Source organism: Arthrobacter sp. KNU-44, assembly GCF_051843155.1.
Taxonomy (GTDB): domain Bacteria; phylum Actinomycetota; class Actinomycetes; order Actinomycetales; family Micrococcaceae; genus Arthrobacter.
On the sequence record NZ_JBPXNG010000002.1, the window covers coordinates 2,235,699 to 2,253,791 of the forward strand.

General features: G+C 64.6%; 18 protein-coding genes. 12 read left to right on the forward strand and 6 right to left on the reverse strand.

Features of this window, described 5'->3' with window-relative positions; genetic code table 11:
• Positions 1–495 carry a rhodanese-like domain-containing protein gene (locus ACSVHC_RS11405; RefSeq protein WP_437771905.1) on the forward strand — a complete coding sequence of 165 codons (495 nt, stop codon included), beginning with the start codon at positions 1–3 and terminating at the stop codon, positions 493–495.
• Here the strand turns inward: ACSVHC_RS11405 and ACSVHC_RS11410 are convergent.
• The 4 genes from ACSVHC_RS11410 to ACSVHC_RS11425 are packed head-to-tail and all read right to left on the reverse strand — an operon-like array spanning position 460 to position 4,073.
• Positions 460–1,848, reverse strand: coding sequence for a sensor domain-containing phosphodiesterase (locus ACSVHC_RS11410; RefSeq protein ID WP_437771904.1), 1,389 nt, complete (start codon positions 1,846–1,848; stop codon positions 460–462). The two genes, ACSVHC_RS11405 and ACSVHC_RS11410, sit on opposite strands and share 36 nt — an antisense overlap.
• A 34-nt stretch (positions 1,849–1,882) precedes the next feature.
• Positions 1,883–2,287 (reverse strand): RidA family protein, encoded by a 405-nt coding sequence (locus ACSVHC_RS11415; protein ID WP_437771903.1) that lies wholly within the window; start codon positions 2,285–2,287, stop codon positions 1,883–1,885.
• Positions 2,284–3,045 (reverse strand): IclR family transcriptional regulator, encoded by a 762-nt coding sequence (locus ACSVHC_RS11420; RefSeq protein WP_437771902.1) that lies wholly within the window; start codon positions 3,043–3,045, stop codon positions 2,284–2,286. Before ACSVHC_RS11420 ends, ACSVHC_RS11415 begins: the two co-directional genes overlap by 4 nt.
• Positions 3,042–4,073 (reverse strand): sugar kinase, encoded by a 1,032-nt coding sequence (locus ACSVHC_RS11425; RefSeq protein ID WP_437771901.1) that lies wholly within the window; start codon positions 4,071–4,073, stop codon positions 3,042–3,044. Before ACSVHC_RS11425 ends, ACSVHC_RS11420 begins: the two co-directional genes overlap by 4 nt.
• Positions 4,074–4,308: 235 nt before the next feature.
• On the opposite strand from ACSVHC_RS11425, the gene ACSVHC_RS11430 reads away from it, so the two are divergent.
• From ACSVHC_RS11430 to ACSVHC_RS11460, 7 genes are all read left to right on the forward strand, one after another.
• Positions 4,309–5,643, forward strand: a complete 1,335-nt coding sequence (locus tag ACSVHC_RS11430; protein WP_437771900.1) for a type III PLP-dependent enzyme domain-containing protein — start codon at positions 4,309–4,311, stop codon at positions 5,641–5,643.
• 10 nt (positions 5,644–5,653) lie between these two features.
• Positions 5,654–7,306, forward strand: coding sequence for an N-acyl-D-amino-acid deacylase family protein (locus ACSVHC_RS11435; protein WP_439180939.1), 1,653 nt, complete (start codon positions 5,654–5,656; stop codon positions 7,304–7,306).
• Positions 7,303–7,938 (forward strand): bifunctional 4-hydroxy-2-oxoglutarate aldolase/2-dehydro-3-deoxy-phosphogluconate aldolase, encoded by a 636-nt coding sequence (locus ACSVHC_RS11440; RefSeq protein WP_437771898.1) that lies wholly within the window; start codon positions 7,303–7,305, stop codon positions 7,936–7,938. Before ACSVHC_RS11435 ends, ACSVHC_RS11440 begins: the two co-directional genes overlap by 4 nt.
• 22 nt (positions 7,939–7,960) lie before the next feature.
• On the forward strand, positions 7,961–9,352 hold the full coding sequence (locus tag ACSVHC_RS11445) for a GntP family permease (protein ID WP_437771897.1): 1,392 nt from the start codon (positions 7,961–7,963) through the stop codon (positions 9,350–9,352).
• Between the two features lie 331 nt (positions 9,353–9,683).
• Complete coding sequence (locus tag ACSVHC_RS11450; RefSeq protein ID WP_059388808.1) at positions 9,684–9,884, forward strand: hypothetical protein; 201 nt, start codon at positions 9,684–9,686, stop codon at positions 9,882–9,884.
• Between the two features lie 57 nt (positions 9,885–9,941).
• The gene (locus ACSVHC_RS11455) at positions 9,942–11,108 is read left to right on the forward strand and encodes a WD40/YVTN/BNR-like repeat-containing protein (protein ID WP_437771896.1); all 1,167 of its coding nucleotides are present in this window, start codon (positions 9,942–9,944) and stop codon (positions 11,106–11,108) included.
• Positions 11,109–11,116: 8 nt separating this feature from the next.
• Positions 11,117–11,404 carry a MoaD/ThiS family protein gene (locus tag ACSVHC_RS11460; protein WP_437771895.1) on the forward strand — a complete coding sequence of 96 codons (288 nt, stop codon included), beginning with the start codon at positions 11,117–11,119 and terminating at the stop codon, positions 11,402–11,404.
• 16 nt (positions 11,405–11,420) lie between these two features.
• Here ACSVHC_RS11460 and ACSVHC_RS11465 read toward each other — a convergent pair whose 3' ends face one another.
• On the reverse strand, positions 11,421–11,657 hold the full coding sequence (locus ACSVHC_RS11465; RefSeq protein ID WP_059388807.1) for a hypothetical protein: 237 nt from the start codon (positions 11,655–11,657) through the stop codon (positions 11,421–11,423).
• Positions 11,658–11,831: 174 nt separating this feature from the next.
• The gene (locus ACSVHC_RS11470; protein ID WP_437771894.1) at positions 11,832–13,148 is read right to left on the reverse strand and encodes an MFS transporter; all 1,317 of its coding nucleotides are present in this window, start codon (positions 13,146–13,148) and stop codon (positions 11,832–11,834) included.
• 207 nt (positions 13,149–13,355) lie between these two features.
• On the opposite strand from ACSVHC_RS11470, the gene ACSVHC_RS11475 reads away from it, so the two are divergent.
• From ACSVHC_RS11475 to pcaH, 4 genes are all read left to right on the forward strand, one after another.
• Positions 13,356–14,126, forward strand: coding sequence for an IclR family transcriptional regulator (locus ACSVHC_RS11475; protein ID WP_437771893.1), 771 nt, complete (start codon positions 13,356–13,358; stop codon positions 14,124–14,126).
• A gap of 167 nt (positions 14,127–14,293) precedes the next feature.
• Entirely contained in the window at positions 14,294–15,217 is a 924-nt protein-coding gene (locus ACSVHC_RS11480; protein ID WP_437771892.1) for a shikimate dehydrogenase, read from the forward strand.
• Positions 15,217–17,166, forward strand: coding sequence for a bifunctional sugar phosphate isomerase/epimerase/4-hydroxyphenylpyruvate dioxygenase family protein (locus ACSVHC_RS11485; protein WP_437771891.1), 1,950 nt, complete (start codon positions 15,217–15,219; stop codon positions 17,164–17,166). The genes ACSVHC_RS11480 and ACSVHC_RS11485 overlap by 1 nt, the downstream gene beginning before the upstream one ends.
• 51 nt (positions 17,167–17,217) lie before the next feature.
• The gene (gene pcaH / locus ACSVHC_RS11490) at positions 17,218–18,093 is read left to right on the forward strand and encodes a protocatechuate 3,4-dioxygenase subunit beta (RefSeq protein ID WP_437774103.1); all 876 of its coding nucleotides are present in this window, start codon (positions 17,218–17,220) and stop codon (positions 18,091–18,093) included.

Consider the following 18,093-nt stretch of genomic DNA (forward strand, 5'->3'; position numbering starts at 1 on the left):
ATGGAAAAGCCAATGAACGACGCCGGCGCTGGAGTCGGGGCGGACGGTGCGGCAGGCGCCTACTTCCGCGCGAAGTTGCAGTTCGAGATCGACGTCATGGACGTTGCGGATGCCGCTGCCGGCAGTTTCGTGCTCGTGGATACTCGCAGGCAGTCGTCGTGGGACCACGGACATATCCCCGGCGCCATGCACCTTCCGACCGCGGAGATACCCGAGCGGGCGGCCGCACTGATCCCTGCTGGGAGCTCAGTAGTGGTCTATTCGTGGGGACCGGGCTGCAACGGAAGCACCTTCGCGGCCCTGGCATTCGCCGAGCTCGGGTACCCGGTGCGCGAAATGATCGGCGGCATCGAGTATTGGGCGCGGAACGGGCTCCCGGTGGAGACAACTGAGGGTGTTGTCGCGCGGGACTTCGACGGTCTGGTCACGGCGCATCAGCCCGAGGGGTATCGGCCATCGCTAACCCCATCCCGCCCAGTCCTCAGGCCTGAGTGAGGGGCGGCCGAGCAGGTAGCCCTGGGCTGCGGTCATGCCGAGCTTGGTGACCGCAGCCAACTCGGCCTCGGTCTCGATCCCTTCGGCTACCAGGGCCGCTCCGATTTCAGAGGAAAAACCGACCATCGCAGCTCCCAGGGCCCGCTGTGCCGGATCCGTGTCGATGCCGGCGATGATCTCGCGATCGAGTTTGATGAGGTCCGGCTTGAGTTGCAGGATGTGGCGCATGGAAGCAAAGCCGGCACCGGCGTCATCGACAGCTATTCTGAGTCCGGCGCGCCGCAACGGTGCCAGAACTTCGGCGAGCGGTTCATAGTTGGCGACCTCATGGCGTTCGGTGACCTCAAGCACGATGCGTCGTGGAGGGATGGCCGACTGCACAATCGCGGCTGCCAAGCGGGGGTCAAGGCACGCGCGGGGTGAGAGGTTTGCCGCGATGTACAGTCCCGCTGGAAGTCCGGCGGCAGTGGTCAGCGCGGTCCGGAGCGCAAGGATTTCAAGCTCGATATCCAGCCCGACCGAGGCAGCCTCCATGAAACGCACCTCCGGGGACAATTCCTGGGATCCGCTGAACCTTGTCAAGGATTCCACTCCAACGAAGTTGCCCGTTTCCAGGCACAGGATCGGTTGGAATGCCGTAATGAGCGAACCGTCATTGAGCAGTTCCTGGATGCGTGCGGTGACTTCGGCATGCGAACGTGCTGTCTCGGGATTCAAGACACGGCAGGTGCCTTCGAAACCGCGGTCCCTGCCATCCCTGTCGCGAATTGGCCTTCCGGCAACGTCTATCAAGACGCGGCTGCCGTCCCGGTGGCGGCACACGGTGACCACGCGTGACCACGAGGAGTCACCGCTTTCCCGGGCTTTCCAGTCCACGCGTGCGTCTGCCAGGTCCCCGGGGTCGATGACGCGGGTGATGTGCCTTCCCAGCAGTTCGGAAGGTTCGTACCCCGTGATGTCCTTGCAGGCCGGGCTGCAGAACGTAAATCGCCCATCGGGCCCCGTGGCCCACAGCCAGTCCAGGCTTGTATGCAGCACGGTGTCCATCAAGCGGGATGTCCGGAACGCTTGGCTTCGTTCCCGCTGCTGCTGCCGCATGAGGCGCCACGCCGCCAGCACCACTAGGGGCACGATCAGCAGCGCCAGGAGAGCAGGGAATCCGGTTGGTCCATCGATGCCGACCCACGGCGGAAGCCCGAAGGCCAGCGGCAGGCGGATGGACAAGGCAACCGCAGCCTCGATGAATATGACAACCAGCAGCCACCATCCGGTAGAAGCCGACGCCAGCCGGTTCGCTTGGCGTCGCTCTCGGGAAGACGCCCTTTTAAGCCTGGGAACGCGCATGAAGGGCATCACCCAATAGTGCCACCAAGCCGGACTCCGGGGATTACGCCGTAACCGCCAGCGCGTCGATTTCCACGAGCATGACTTCGTGCGGGAGGTTGACGAACACGGTGGTGCGGCTGGGCAGTTGGCCGCTGGGGACGTTCTCGGTGATGAATTCGCCGTAGACCTCGTTCATGGCGGCGAAGTCGTCGCGCGTAGTGAGGTAGACGCGGAACATGATGACGTCTTCCACCGAGGAACCGCCGGCTTCGAGGATCGCCTTCACGTTCTCCAATGTGCGGCGGGTCTGGACGCGGACGTCGCCTTCGCCGATGTACTGGTTGGTGGCGGGATCCATGGGGCCCTGGCCGGACACCTGGAACATGCCGCCCTTCCGGATGCCTTGGGAGAATACGTGCGCCGGGGCCGGAGCATTTTCGGTCAGTACTACAGTCTTTTCACTCATGCCGAGTTCCTTTCGTGGCTGATCCAGCCGAGGTCGCAGGAGATGGCCTCGGTGCTGGCTTTGAGGTCGGGCAGCAGCTCAAGCAGTCCTTCATAGCTGAGCATCACCACCGGTACCGAACAAGAGGCTGCGGCCACGACGGCGCCGCTCGCGTCGCGAATGGGGGTCGCGATGCAGTGCACGAACGATTCGTGCTCCGCGTTGTCGTGGGCCCAGCCCTGGACCCTGACCTGCTCCAGTTCGGCCAAAAGGGCCTCCGGCGAGGTCAGGGTGGTGTCGGTAATTCTTGTGTAGTCGAGTCCCGCCGCGATCTTTTCCTGCCGGCTGCGCGGCATGTCGGCAAGCAGGACCTTTGCGACGGCGGCCGAATGCAGTGACGCTGTCAGGCCGATCCGGGAGTACATCCGCACGGGATGGTGCGACTCGAATTTGTCGATGTACACCACGTCATTTCCCTCGAACGCGGCGAGGTGCACGGTGTGCCCGGTCTTTCCGTTCAGTTCGGCCAAGTACGGGTGCGCCACTTTGCGGATGTCCCGCTGTTCCAGCGCGAGCGAGGACAGCTCGAACAGCTTGGAGCCAAGCATGAATCGTTGGTCCTCATCGCGGACAACGAAGCGTTTTTCCTCCATGGCGTGCAGGAGGCGCATGACGGTGGTCTTGTGCACTGAAGCCTTGGAGGCAAGCTCATCCAGGGTGGCCGGTTTGGCCGCAAGCTCGGCAAGCAGGTCGATGGCCCGCATCAGGCTCTGGCTCATGGTGCTGTGCTCCGATCTTGAACGCTCCGGTTCCGGCTGTTGAAGTGCCCCCCGGCGACGTGGATCGCAGCCCATTGGGCGTCGGTGGAATCGAGGATGGCCGAAAGCAGTGCGGAGTCGGGAAGGGGGCCGCGATCGCCATGGACGGTAAGGGTGCAGGCTGCAGCGACGTGACCGCGACGGAGGCTGGCCTTCTGTTCGAGGCCGAACAGCACCCCGCTCAGGTACCCGGCCGCGAACGAATCGCCCGCGCCCACCGGCTCAAGCACCTCCACGGACAAGGCGGACACTTCGGCCCGCGTGCCGTCCCGTTCCAGGGCGATGGCGCTGATGGCTTCGTTCTTGATGACGACGACGGCGGGATCCGGCATGAGGCGCCGGAGTTCAGTTTCGTCCGTGGTGCCGAAGGCGTGCTCGGCTTCGTCCTTGCCCACCAGCACGATGTCGGCGAGATTGGCCAGGCGGCGCAGCGCGGAACGGTCCTGGCCGGCCCAGAGCGCGGCGCGCCAATTGACGTCGAAGCTGATGATGCGGCCGTGCCTCGGTGCGGCGAGGATGGCTTCCGTCAGCTCAAGGCATTCCGGTGAGAGTGCCGCTGTGATGCCGCTCAGGTGGATGAGCGAGGCTTCCTCCAATAAGTGCGCGACGGCGGGATTCGCCAGGGTGCCCAGGCTCATCGCTGATGCGGCGGAACCCTGCCGGTAGTACAAAACTGAACTGCCGCCGTCGGGATCTGTTTCCTGGGCGGGGACCTTGACGTAAAGCCCTGTGGGCCGTCCGGGATCGACCTCGACGCCGGAAATCCCCACGCCGTGGCTGCTCAGCTCCTCCAGGATCCGGGTGCCGAATCCATCCCGGCCCACCCGGCCTACCCAGTGGGAGTCCAGGCCCATGGCAGCCAGGCCCATGGCTACGTTCGATTCCGCGCCGCCGATTCCACAATGCAGCTCCGTGGCTTGGTGCAGCGGGACGGGCTTCACCGGGGTGAGCATGGCCATCGTCTCACCCACACATACAGCTGAAAGCATGAAACTCCCGCGCTCCCTCTGCCGCTTCCAGCGGCACTCGACACCCCCATGAAGAAGGGATTTCCGTGGCCTGATCATGGGTTGCCGGGCCATGCCGCGGCCTTGACTCCCAATCCTGCACCATGTTAGACATATCACCAACAGCTTTGCAACCTGCGTTGCAAAATACGCAACGCAACGGAATTTGCGGGCAGAATGCGCACAGTGAATCGCGCACAGGGAAGGGATCGAACTGGTGAACACTTCCACGTCCGGCGCCGGAGCCGAAGCCGGGGCAATTGCAGCGGACACCTTGGCACGCCTGGCCGATGTCTGGCTCGACTGGCGGCACAAGGCCGTGCCCGCCACGGCCAGCGGCACCAGCCACCGTAAGTTCCTCTCAACAGCCCCGAAGCTCGCCGACCTCCAGACGCCGTTGCTGACCCTTGATGCCGGGGCACTCCGCGGCAACGCCGATCGCTTGGCCTCATGGTGTGCGGAGCACGGCGTTTTGCTTGCCCCGCACGGAAAGACCACCATGGCGCCACAGCTCTGGGCGGAACAGCTGAACCGCGGCGCTTGGGGGATCACTGTGGCGAACTTCGCCCAGCTCCGCGTGGCCCGCGAATTCGGTGTGCGGCGCCTGCAACTGGCCAACAGCCTGACCGATCCGCACGCGATCGAGTGGGTCGCCGCGACCGCGAGTCCGGTTCAGCCGATCCTTTCCTGGGTCGACTCCACTGTCACCGTGGATGTCATTGGCCGCACCTTGGAGACCATTGGAAGCAGCGCCGTCCTTGATGTCCTTGTTGAGCTTGGCGGAACCGGTGGCCGCACCGGAGCGCGAGGCGTGGAGGCTGCACTCGGCGTCGCCCGGTTCGTGGCCGCTTCACCTCACCTGAGGCTGGTCGGCGTCAGCGGCTACGAAGGATCGTTGGCCCACACTGCCGACGCCGACAGTCTCGCCGCCGTCCGCGGCTTCTTGGGCCAGATGGGTGAGCTGCATCAGCGGCTCCTCGGGGAAGGTCTCTACGGATCCGACGCCGTCATCCTTACGGCAGGCGGCAGCGCCTACTTCGACGATGTCGTCGACGTCCTTTCGCCGTGCATCGACGCCGGCACGCAAGACGGTCCGCGCGTCGAACTCATGATCCGCAGCGGTGCGTACATCATCCACGACGACGGATTCTACCGCGGCATCTCGCCGTTTTCCCGCGACGGCGGCCAGCCATTCAAGGCAGGCATGCACGGCTGGGCGCGCGTCGTGTCCCAGCCCGAACCAGGCCTTGCCATCCTCGACGCCGGCAAACGCGACTTGCCCGTTGACGAAGGCCTGCCACGTCCGCAGCTGATCGGGCCCGGACTCGGCGGTCCCATGGTGCCCCTCGTCGGTGCCGAGATCACTGCCGTCAACGACCAGCACTGCTTCATGACGTTCGACGCCGGCACCACCGCTGTGCGGCCCGGCGCCGTCGTGCGCCTGGGACTTTCGCATCCGTGCACAGCCTTCGACAAGTGGACGCTCATCCCTGTGCTCGCGGATACCGACGGTGACCACACCGTCGTCGACCTCATCCATACCTTCTTCTAGGACGCACGCCATGAAGACCCTCATCAGCAACGCCGTCTTGGTGGACGGAACCGGGGCGGACCGCCGTCCCGCCGACGTCCTGCTGGACGGTGAGGTGATCGCCGTCGTCGCCGACGCCGGATCCCTCACCGCGAGCGGAACCGGCGCCGAGCGGACTATCGACGCGACGGGATTCGTCCTGAGCCCCGGATTCATCGACATGCACGCCCATTCGGACTTGCAGCTGCTGGTCAACAAGGGCCACTACGCCAAGCTCAGCCAAGGCGTCACCACCGAACTTCTGGGCCAGGACGGGCTGTCCTACGCTCCGGTGGACGATGCCACCCTTAGCGGGGTCCGCGAGAAGATCGCCGGCTGGAACGACAACCCGCAGGATTTCGACTGGAATTGGCGAACCGTGGGCCAGTACCTGGACCGCCTCGACGCGTCCGAAAACGGCAAGAGGATCGCCACCAACGCCGCGTACCTCGTCCCGCAGGGAACCGTCCGGGCCTTCGTGATGGGCTTCGCCGAAGGGGACCCGACACCTGAGCAGCAGGAGCGGATGCAGGACATCGTGCGCACCGCCATGGAGGAGGGCGCCGTGGGCATGTCCTCCGGGCTGACCTACACCCCAGGCATGTACGCCCGGACCGAGGAACTTGCTGGACTTTGCCGGACCGTGGGGGAACTGGGTGGTTTTTACGCTCCGCACCACCGCTCCTACGGGAAGGGCGCGCTCGGAGCCTACGCGGAGATGATCGGGCTGAGCCGGGACACTGGCTGCGCGCTGCACCTTTCCCACGCCACCATGAACTTCGCCGAGAACAAGGGCCGGGCGGGCGAGCTCCTTGAGCTCATCGATGCAGCGCTCGACGACGGCGCCGACATTACGCTCGACACCTACCCTTACCTCCCCGGCGCCACCACGCTCGCGGCGATCCTGCCCAGCTGGTCGTCCTCCGGCGGTACCGAGGCCACGCTCGCGCGGCTGGCCGACCCGGCAACTCTGGCGAGAATCCGCGAAAATGTGGAGATCTACGGCTCCGACGGCTGCCACGGAGTGGTTGCCGAGTGGCACACACTGGAGATCAGCGGCGTCCAGAACCCGGCACTCGCCGGTTACGTGGGCAAGACCATCGCCACAATCGCCGCTGAAACCAACGCTGAGCCGTTCGCCGTGTTCGCTCAGATCCTCCAGGAGGACCGCCTGGGCACCGGGATCCTGCAGCACGTCGGCCACGAGGAAAACGTGCAGGCCATCATGGTCCACCGCACCCACACCGGCGGCAGCGACGGCCTCTTGGTCGGAGCGAAACCGCACCCGCGTGCCTGGGGAACGTTCCCCCGATACCTAGGCCACTACAGCCGCGATCTGGGCTTACTGACCCTGGAGGAAATGGTCCACCACTTGAGCGGCCGCCCGGCCGAGCGGCTCAAGCTCGACCTCCGCGGGCTGGTCCGCGAAGGCTACGCGGCCGACGTCGTCCTCTTCGACCCGCGCACCGTCCGTGACGAAGCCACCTTTGAAAACCCCCGCAAGCCAGCCACTGGCATCCATTACGTGTTCGTCAACGGGACGGCAGCGATCGACGGCGGGAAGCCCACCGGCGCCCGTGCCGGCCGCGCACTGCGCCGCGGCCCGGACGGACGCACCCGAGCAGGAAGTACCGAAATCGCATGACTCCTGAAGAATTTGTCGAACAGCTTGAAGCCGACCGCACCCTCGCCGTCGTCCGGGCGCCGTTGATCCCCGACGCCGCCGAGCTCTGCCGCGCACTGGCCGACGGCGGCATCCGCAGCGTCGAACTGACGTTCACCACACCGGACGTGCTGAAGCACGTGCGGCGAGCTGCGGAAACCGCAGCGCAGCACGGCGCCTCCGTCGGAATCGGTACCGTGATGACGGCCGAGCAGGCAAAGGCAGCCATCGACTCCGGTGCCCGGTTCCTGGTGACGCCCGGCCTCCGCCCTGAGGTTGCGGCGGTGGCTGCGGCCGCCGGTATCCCCTTCAGTCTGGGGGCCATGACACCTACCGAGGTGGCGCAGGCGCTTGACCTGGGTTCCGCCGCAGTCAAGATCTTCCCGGCCAGGCAGCTCGGTCCCGCGTACCTCAAGGATCTCCAGGGTCCCTACCCCGGTATCCGCCTACTGCCCTCCGGCGGGATCGACGCGTCAAACGCCAAGAGCTATCTCGACGCCGGCGCCGCAGCGGTCTGCTGTGGAACCAGCGTGGTCCCTCCCGCCGCCGTGGCTGCAGGCGACTGGGCAGACATTTCGGCCAGGGCCGCTGCCTTCACCGCCACCCTCGCGTAGGAATCCCCAGAAAGTAACCCCCATGAATGAATTCCTGAACTGGCTGCGGCACGATACGGCCGGCCTGCTTATCCTGGCAGGCGCCGGCATTGCCCTCCTGTTGTTTCTGATCATCAAAGTCAAGGTAGAACCGTTCATTGCCTTGGTGGGGACCAGCGTGCTCGTCGCGCTGGCGGGCGGCGTGAGCATCGATGCCCTTGTCGGCTCGCCCATCAAGAGCGGCGACGCCCTCATCGAGAAGGGCTTCGCCGGGATCCTCGGACACATCACCCTGATCATCGGCCTGGGCACTGTCCTGGGCGCCATCCTGGAGCGATCCGGCGGCGCGGAGGTCCTGCTGGGCAGGCTCGTGAAGATCTTCGGCGAAAAGGGAACGCCGCTGGCCATGGGCGTCACCGGGTTTGTCCTCGGCATTCCGGTCTTCTTCGACATCGGCATTTTCGTGCTCGCACCCCTCGTCTATGTGGCGGCGGTGCGCGGCGGGAAATCCCTCATTTTGTACGCCTTGCCGCTTCTCGCCGGCCTCTCCGTGACCCACGCCTTCCTGCCGCCGCACCCAGGTCCCGTAGCCGCGGCCGGACTGTTCCACGTTGAACTGGGCTGGATCATCATCATGGGTCTGGCCTGCGGCATCCCTGCCTGGTTCGCTTCCGGCATTCTCTGGGGCCAGTGGATCGGCAAGCGCGTGCAAGTTGCCGTTCCGGAGGACCGCGTGATCCCGGAGGCAGAGGAAGCTGTGGGCCACGAACCGCGCATGAGCGTCGTTGCCCTTGCCATCGGCCTGCCGATGCTCCTGATCCTAGGCGCCACCTTCGGCAACATCTTCCTCTCCGCTGGTGGATTCCGCGATGCGCTGGTGTTCTTCGGCAACCCGGCCATTGCGCTCACCGTTGCTGTCGCACTCTCGATGTGGCTCCTGGGCACACGTCGGGGCATGAGCGCCAAGGACCTCTCCGAACTGAGCTCAGCCTCGCTGAAACCGGTCGGCATGATCCTGCTTGTTGTTGGAGCCGGCGCGTTCTTCGGCGCAGTGCTCTCGGCAACCGGGGTGGGCAACGCCGTGGCGGACACCTTGGCCAAGGCCGGGCTCCCGGTGATCGTGTCCGCTTACGTGATCGCCTGCGGCATGCGTCTCGCCCAGGGCTCCGCCACGGTCGCGATCGTGACGACGGGCGGCATCCTGGCCCCGGCGCTCACGGCCGGACACTATTCGCAGCCGCAATTGGCCCTGATTGTCATGGCCATCTCTTCCGGCTCCATCATCGCCAGCCACGTGAACGACGGCGGATTCTGGATCATCTCCAAGTACTTCAACATGTCGGTCAAGGACACCCTGAAGACGTGGACGGTGCTGGAAACCGTGCTCTCGGTAGTGGGCTTCGGCATGGCGGCCCTGCTGTACCAGTTCGTCTAAGGCTTAGCGATACGGAAAATCCCTGGCGCCCACGGAATTCCGGGGGCGTCAGGGATTTTGCGCGTCGCGAGGCTTAAACAAAGAGCTCCGGAGTGCGTTATTGGGGGATACGCACTCCGGAGCGGACTTTGGAGCAGGTTCTTTGGGTTCCTGCTGACAATTAGCTTACGTGCCCCAACAGCACTCCGCTACCAATCTGAATAACTACTTTCACTTTACTTTTTCCGACCCGGATTTTAGGGCGAAATCGGGGGTTTGATCAGGTCCTCGGCCCCTTGTAGTGCACCCGGCGCAGGCCTAGCGTTAACTTGCACAGGAAGGGGTGGTCCACGTGGAGATCTTCATGTGGTGGCTGGACATAGACCTCAAGAGCAAGGAATGGCTGCGCGAGAACCTTCGTGCCACGGAGCTTCCGCTGGAAGTTCTGCAACGCATTGCCGATGTTGGCGGCCCGCGCCTTGAAGAGCTGGCAGGCGGGCTGAGCGACGCCGACTGGGACTTCATTGAGACGCAGTCCGAGTTCGTGGACTGAGACGGTTTCCTAGACCGGCTCATAAAATCGTTGCGGCTCCCGCCCTAGGATGGTTGCATGGGGTGCATGGCAACCGCAGAGAGTTATGTCTTGGCGATCGGGACCAAAAAAGGACTCTGGCTGGCACGCAGCACAGACCGCAAGGAATGGTCCCTTTCCGGTCCGCACTTCCTCATGAGCGAGATCCCCAGCATCGGGATCGATACACGCGGGGACAAGCCCCGGATCATGGTGGGCGTCCGTTCCGAACACTGGGGTCCCACCGTGGCCCACTCCGATGACCTTGGCGCCACATGGACCGAGCCCGAGCAAGGCGCCATCAAATTCCCCGAGGGAACCGAGGCTGCGCTGGAACGGATCTGGCAGATCTACCCCGATTCCGCCTCCCGCCCCGGGGTCGTCTGGGCCGGCTGCGAACCGATCTCCGTCTGGAAGTCGACCGACGGCGGCGAGCACTTCGAGTTGAACCGCGGCCTGTGGGACCACCCGCATCGCAGCGAATGGGGAGCTGGCTACGGCGGCGCTGCCGCCCACTCGATTGTGGTCAACCCTTCCGGGGAGAACGTCCACGTGGCCATGAGCACTGGAGGCGTCTACCGATCGCTCGACGGCGGTGCCTCCTGGGAGGCCCGCAACAAGGGGATTTCGGCCTACTTCATGCCTGATCCCAACCCGGAGTTCGGCCAGTGCGTGCATAAGATCGCCGCGGATGCCGCCGTCGAAGGCCGCTTGTATGCGCAGAACCACCACGGTGTGTACCGCACGGATGACAACGGTGAGAACTGGATCTCCATCGCCGAGGGCCTCCCGGCAGATTTCGGCTTCGTGATGCTCGCCCACCCCCGCCGTGAAGGGACCGCCTGGGTGATCCCGATCAAGGCCGATAGTGAGCGGATTCCGCCGGACGGCCATCTCGCAGTGCACCGCACGGATGACGCAGGTGAGTCGTGGAAGCGCCTGGATGTGGGCCTCCCGGACCATGAATACAACGCCGTGCTCCGTGACGCGGCCGCGGTGGATTCGGCTGAACCTGCCGGGGTGTACTTCGGGACACGCGGCGGTTCGGTCTACGCCAGCGCCGATGAAGGCGAGTCTTTCATCGAAGTTGCCTCGCACCTACCTGATGTTTTGTGCGTCCGGGCTGCCGTTATCTCCGGGGTTGTCTCCGCAGATGTGGCCGACGAATTGGCCGCTGTCTCCGCAGCATCCGGTCTTCCGGCTTAGGACGGATCTTGCCCGATATCACCGTGTTTTTGCCTAGCGTCCTCCAGCCCCTCGCCGGCGGGCAGTCCTACCTGACTACACCCGCCGACGGAGCTGTGACCGTGGAAAGCTTGCTTGACGCTGTGACCGGTAATTACCCGGTGCTGGCCCGGAGACTCCGGGATGAAACCGGTTCGCTCCGGCGCTACGTGAATATTTACGTGAACGGCGAGGAGGTCCGGCGTCTGAAGGGTCTGGATACTGAGGTTGCGGCCGGCCAGGAGGTTTTGATCATCCAGTCCGTGGCTGGCGGCTGAGCGGTTCGGGGCCAGGTCAGGCCACTCGCCAGACTGTGCATTCGTCGGTATTGATGGCCTTGCGCAGGCCGGTCAGCTGATCCATGATCCAGACGACGCCGATGCCCGGGGCCGTTTCCTGGACGCTGCCTCGGCGGATGACAACGTCATCGTAGGAGGGTCCGACGGAGAGGCGGGCTTCAATCTGGTCGCCGCGGTGCAGCTGGTCAAGCGCGCGGATTCTTGTGGGGTGGGTTGATACTTCCTTCAACATGGTGGCCTCCCTGGCTGGAGCTGCCAGCATTTGCCGGCTATTCCAGTGTGGCGGGCCAATGTTGCAGGGTGGTTTCGGCGGGGTAAAAGGAAAATCCATTGCTCCGTACCTGTCGTTCTGGAGGCTCAAAACGACGGGTACGGAGCAATGGATGGGGGTAGAACGGGGAGCGCCCTACTTCAGGCCGAGCTCCGCCGTCGGGGTCTTGAAGGATTCGCGGGCCGTCATCGCGGAGACCGCTGCGATGACGCAGATGACGCCGGTGAAGATGCTGATCTGGACCCAGCCGCCCGCCTTGGTGCCGCCCATTGCGGTGACGATCGTCGGAGCGAAGCCCGCCATGAGGAATCCGATCTGCGTGCCGATGGCCAAACCGGAGAAACGGACCTTGGTGCTGAACATCTCGCCGTAGAACGAGGGCCACACTGCGTTTGCAGCGGCGTATCCGAGGGCGAAGTACACCACCGAGACCAGGAACATGAGCGGAACGTTTCCGGATTCGAGCGTCAGGAGGAACACCGGCGTCATGATGGCGCTGGCTACGGCGCCGTAGATGAAGACGGGCTTGCGGCCGATCCGGTCGGCCATCCGGCCGAAGACCGGCTGGGTGCCGAGCGCCACGACGTTTGCCGCCACGACGAGCCACAGCGTGATGGTGCTGTTCACGTGTGCCACGTCCTTGGCATAGGCAATGGCCAGGGTGCCAAAGACGGTGCTTACGGCGGAGATGAAGGCGCAGCAGATAACTCGCAGGACATCGGCCCAGTGCAGCCGGAGGAGGTCGGCAACGGGGAGCTTGGCGATCTGGTTGTTCTTCTTTGCCTCGGCGAATGCGGGCGGTTCGTGCAGGGTGCGGCGGATGAAGAACGCTACCAGGACCACCACGGCGCTGAGCCAGAACGGAATGCGCCAGCCGATGCCGTACTTGACCTCGTCCGGGAGGGCGACGACGGGGATGAAGACCAATGCTGCGAGGATCTGGCCACCCTGGGTTCCCGTGAGGGTCCAGGAGGTAAAGAAGGAGCGGCGGTTGTCCGGAGCGTGTTCGAGCGTCATGGACGAAGCGCCCGCTTGTTCACCGGCGGCCGAAAGACCCTGGCAGAGGCGTGCGAAGACCAGCAGCGCCGGAGCCCACCATCCGATGGCCTTGAAATCAGGAAGGCAACCGATGATGAAGGTCGCACCGCCCATCAGCACCAGGGTGAACATCAGTACGCGCTGGCGGCCGATGCGATCGCCGAAGTGCCCCAGGATGATGGCTCCAACGGGCCTCGCCACATAGGCGAAGCCGAATGTCGCGAAGGACATGATGGCTGCGTTGGCGTCGGCGCTGGGGAAGAAGACGTGCGGGAAAATCAAGGCCGCGGCCGAACCGAAGATGAAGAAGTCGTAGTACTCGACGGCGCTACCGAGGAAGCTGGCGAGGGCGGCCTTCTTCGGCGTTCCCGCCGTGGCAGTGCCCGGCGTCGTAGACGGGATCGTGTGACTCATGGTGTTCCTTTGTGTGACGGCGATGTCGCATCTGGCTGAAATTTGCGTACCTGGAACGTCGATGTGGGTCCGGCAGCGGCCTCACACTGTAGCCACATTGTGAGAGCTACTTGTGCGATACAGCAATAATGACTGTGAGCGTGGTCACTTGTCAAGATATTTACTCACCATCTAGATATAGCTCTCACGATGTGGCAATCTTTAGTTATGGATGTGAAGGAAGACACAAAAACCGACATGATCGGCAAGGCCCTCGGCCTCCTCGTATTGCTGGGCAATGAGCCGAAGGGGGCCAGCGCCTCCGAGCTCGCCCGCCAGGCGGAGCTGCCGTTCAGCACCACCTACCGGCTGCTCGGATCCCTGACCCGCGACGGATTCGTCGACTACGAGGCCGATGGCCGCCGCTACCATCTGGGACTTCGCGTCTTCCAGCTCGGTCAACGGGTATCGAACCACCACGGCTTTGCCGGAACCGCGCGGCCCATCCTGCAGCGCGTGACGGAAGGGACCGGCGAGGCCACCATCCTTTCTGTGCGGGATGGCCACCACCACCTCACGGTCAACAAGGTAGACGGTCCCCAAATGTTCCGGGTCACCAGCGATCCGGGGCATCTTGGAATGCTGCACACCACGGCAGTGGGCAAAGCGCTTGTTGCCTTCGCGGACGACGACGAGCGGCGGCAGTTGGTGGAAGAGCTTGAGCTGGAGCCGCTGACGGAGTTCTCCATTACAGACCGCGACGCTTTCCGCCTGGAAATCGAGAAGGTCCGTCGCCAGGGCTACGCGATCATGGACGAGGAAAACGAGGTGGGCATGCGCGCAGTCGCCGTCCCCGTCCTCAATTCCCAGGGAGTCGCCTTCGCATCCCTCGCCACCGCCGTCCCAGTCTTCCGGATGAGCGTGGAACAGCTCGTGGCAGTCGTTCCGCTCTTGAAGAGCGCGGCGTCCGAGCTCGCCGACCGCCTGCCGCAGCGCTAAAGGGCGTCAGCGGCTGTCACTTTTGTTCGCGATAAGAACACTAGTGCAATATGTGAACATTTTGTGTAGTCTGATTCATACCGCCCGGCGGAGCAACAGACTCTGGATGACTCAAAGGATCCAGAGTCGGCCAATCCGCGGGTGCAGTTGTCAAAGGAGCAATGAGCATGAGCAACCGAGCCGAATCCTTCCTGGTGGGCCTGATTGGTGAAGGCGTATCGCCTTCGCTGACGCCGCCCATGCATGAGAGGGAGGCCGACGTCCAGGGGCTGCGCTACCTGTACCGGCCCATCGACCTGCTGGAGCTCTCCCTGCCCGGCTCCGCCGTCGGCGGTCTGCTGACTGCAGCTTTCCGGCTTGGCTACAACGGCCTTAACATCACGCATCCGTGCAAGCAACTCGTGCTGCCGTTCCTGGACGAGGTTTCCGAGGACGCGCGGCGGCTCGGCGCTGTGAACACCGTGCTGATCAAGGACGGCCGCTTCATCGGCCACAACACAGACTTCTCCGGCTTCGGCTCCGCTTTGGCCAGCGGCCTTCCCGACGCCGGCCTGGAGCGGGTCGTCCAACTCGGAGCCGGCGGTGCCGGCTCCGCCGTCGCATACGCCCTGCTTTCCGCGGGGGTCAAGACACTGGACCTGGTGGATGTGGACCCTGCGCGCTGCGCAGAACGGGCAGCGGAGCTCGCCGCCCTGTTCCCGGGCCGCACCGTCACGGCGCGCACGACGGCGGAGCTGCCGCAACTCATGCCGCTGGCCGACGGTTTGGTGCACTGCACGCCGGTGGGCATGGCCGCTCATCCGGGCCTCCCACTGGACATGTCCCTCGTGGAACCCCGTCACTGGGTGGCTGACATCGTCTACCGTCCGATCGAAACCCAGTTGGTGCTCGAGGCCCGGGCCAAGGGTTGCCGCGTGCTCGACGGCGGACGCATGGCCGTGGGCCAGGCTGCCGACGCTTTCCGCATCTTCACAGGCCGCGACGCCGATCCTGAACGGATGCGGGCACATTTCCTTGAGCTGGTGGGCGCGGAAGACGCCAAGGCTGAAGAGTCGAAGGCCGGCAAGGCACTCGCCGGGGCGGGTCACTGATGCGCACGGGAATCGCTACTGTCTGCCTCTCGGGCACACTTAAGGAAAAGATGCAGGCCTGCGCCATCGCGGGCTTCGACGGCATCGAGATCTTCGAACAGGACCTCGTCACCTCACCGCTCAGCCCTGAAGACGTGCGGAAGATGGCCGCGGACCTTGGACTCGGCCTTGATCTCTACCAGCCGTTCCGCGACTTCGACAGCGTCTCCGAAGACCTCCTGCAGGAAAACCTGCGCCGGGCGGACGCCAAGTTCAAGCTCATGTCCCGCCTCGGCATGGACACCGTCCTGGTGTGCACCAACGTGGGAACCGCCACGATCGACGACGACGACCTCCGGGCCGGGCAGCTCGCCCGCCTGGCGGAATTGGCCGGGAACCACGGCGTCAAGGTGGCGTACGAGGCACTCGCTTGGGGCAAATACGTCAACGACTACGAGCACGCGCACCGTTTGGTGGACACCGTGGACCACCCCAACCTCGGCACCTGCCTGGACTCCTTCCATATCCTTTCCCGCGACTGGGACACCGCGCCCATCGAGGCCATCAAGCCCGAAAAGATCTTCTTCGTCCAGGTGGCCGACGCCCCGAAACTCTCCATGGATGTGCTGTCCTGGAGCCGCCACTACCGCGTGTTCCCCGGCGAAGGACAATTCGAGCTGGCCAAATTCATGGGCCACGTTGCCCGTGCCGGCTATTCCGGTCCCGTCTCCCTGGAGGTCTTCAACGACGTCTTCCGCCAATCGGATGTGGAGCGCACCGCGGTTGACGCCATGCGCTCGCTGATCTGGCTTGAGGAACAGAGCGCCAAATGGCTCGACGCGAACGCGGCGTCCTTTACACAGGGAGGAGCGCCGGGAGCCGCCGGCGGTGACTCGCTCGCCAACGCTGCCGGCCGGCGTCGTTATCCCATGGAACTGGCCACACTGCCCAAGGTGGCCGAACCGGCCGGGTTCAACTTCGCCGAGGTCAAAACCGATGAGCCCGCACAGCTCGAGACGCTTCTGGGCCAGCTCGGCTTCGAATTCGACGGCCGGCACCGGACCAAGGACGTGCAGTTGTGGTCCATGGGGCAGGCACGCGTCATCATCAACGAACAAGCGCCGTCGCACAGCGAACCCGCCATCGCGGCGTTGGGATTCGACGTCGACTCTCCCGTCATTGCCTCGGCCCGCGCCCAGCAACTCAAAGCCCCCGTGGTACCGCGCAAGGTCCAGGCGGACGAGGAAGTGTTCCAGGGCATCGCGGCCCCGGACTCCACCGAGATCTTCCTGTGCCAAGGCAGCCCGGACGGCACGGCGGCATGGACCCATGAATTCGGTGAAGGCCTCGAGCACCCTTCAGCGGGAGCGCAAGCCGTGATTGACCACGTGAACCTCGCCCAGCCCTGGCAGCACTTCGACGAAGCTGTCCTTTTCTACACGAGTGCCCTCGCACTGGAACCTCAGCCGTTCGCCGAAGTGCCGAGCCCCAGCGGCCTGGTTCGCTCGCAGGTCATGGTGACTTCCGACCGTGCCGTGCGCCTCGTCCTGAACCTCGCTCCGGTGCTCCAACAGGACCCGGGTCAGCAGGAACCGGGCCAGCAAGGTAACGGCGCCCGCAAGAGCTACCAGGAACACATCGCCTTCGCGGTGGATGACCTCGTGGCTACGGCCCGGGCTGCTCAAGGACGCGGACTCGAGTTCCTCCAGATTCCAACCAACTACTACGAGGACCTGGATGCGCGCTTCGCCCTGGAGCCTGCCTTCCTGGCCACCCTCAAGGAACTGAACCTTCTCTATGACAGGGACGCCAACGGTGAATTCCTCCATTTCTACACCGCCACGGTGGGCAGCGTGTTCTTCGAAATGGTGGAACGCCGCGGCAACTACGACGGCTACGGCGCCCCCAACGCCCCGGTGCGGCACGCCGTCCAGTACGACTCGCTTCACGCCCACCACGTGCACCGCTGAACAGAAACGCAAGAGACCAGGAAAGCAACCACCCGAAAGGAGCCGGCCGTGCTGCTAGATGCAAATGCCGGGCACTACCAAGACGACGACGAGCTCGTACCTGCGGCCGAACCGCATGCCGCCCACGCGCCGTCGGACGCCGCCGTCGAAACCCAAGCGGATCTCAGTGCCGAGATCAAGGCGATCGGCGAGGCGTACGCCCAGGCGCTCAAAGACGGTGCCGCGCCGGAGACCCAGCCCCGCCTGGACTTCGCGCCGTACCGCAGCAGCATCCTGCGCCACCCTACCAAGAGCCTGCACCACGCCGACCCGGAGACCATCGAGCTGTACTCGCCGGCGTTCGGGCACCAGGACGTGCACGCCTTGGAATCCGACCTCACCATCCAGCACAACGGCGAGCCCCAGGGCGAGCGGATCATCGTGCAAGGCAAAGTGCTCGACGGCGACGGCCGCCCGGTTGCCGGCCAGCTCGTGGAGATCTGGCAGGCAAACGCCGCCGGCCGGTACATCCACAAGCGCGACCAGCACCCGGCCCCGCTCGACCCGAACTTCACCGGCGTCGGACGCTGCATCACCGGACCGGACGGCTCCTACCGCTTCACCACCATCAAGCCCGGCGCCTACCCGTGGAAGAACCACCTCAACGCCTGGCGGCCGGCGCACATTCACTTCTCGTTGTTCGGGACGGACTTCACGCAGCGAATCATTACCCAGATGTACTTCCCGGGGGACCAGTTGTTCCCGCTGGACCCCATCTACCAATCGATCGTGGACCAGGACGCCCGCGACCGCCTCGTAGCCAAGTACGACCACGAGCTGACGAGCCCGGAGTGGGCCTTGGGCTACAACTGGGACATCGTCCTGAGCGGGTCGAAGCGGACCTGGACCGAAAACGAAGCCTTTGGCGACGCCGGGGATGAGGAGTAG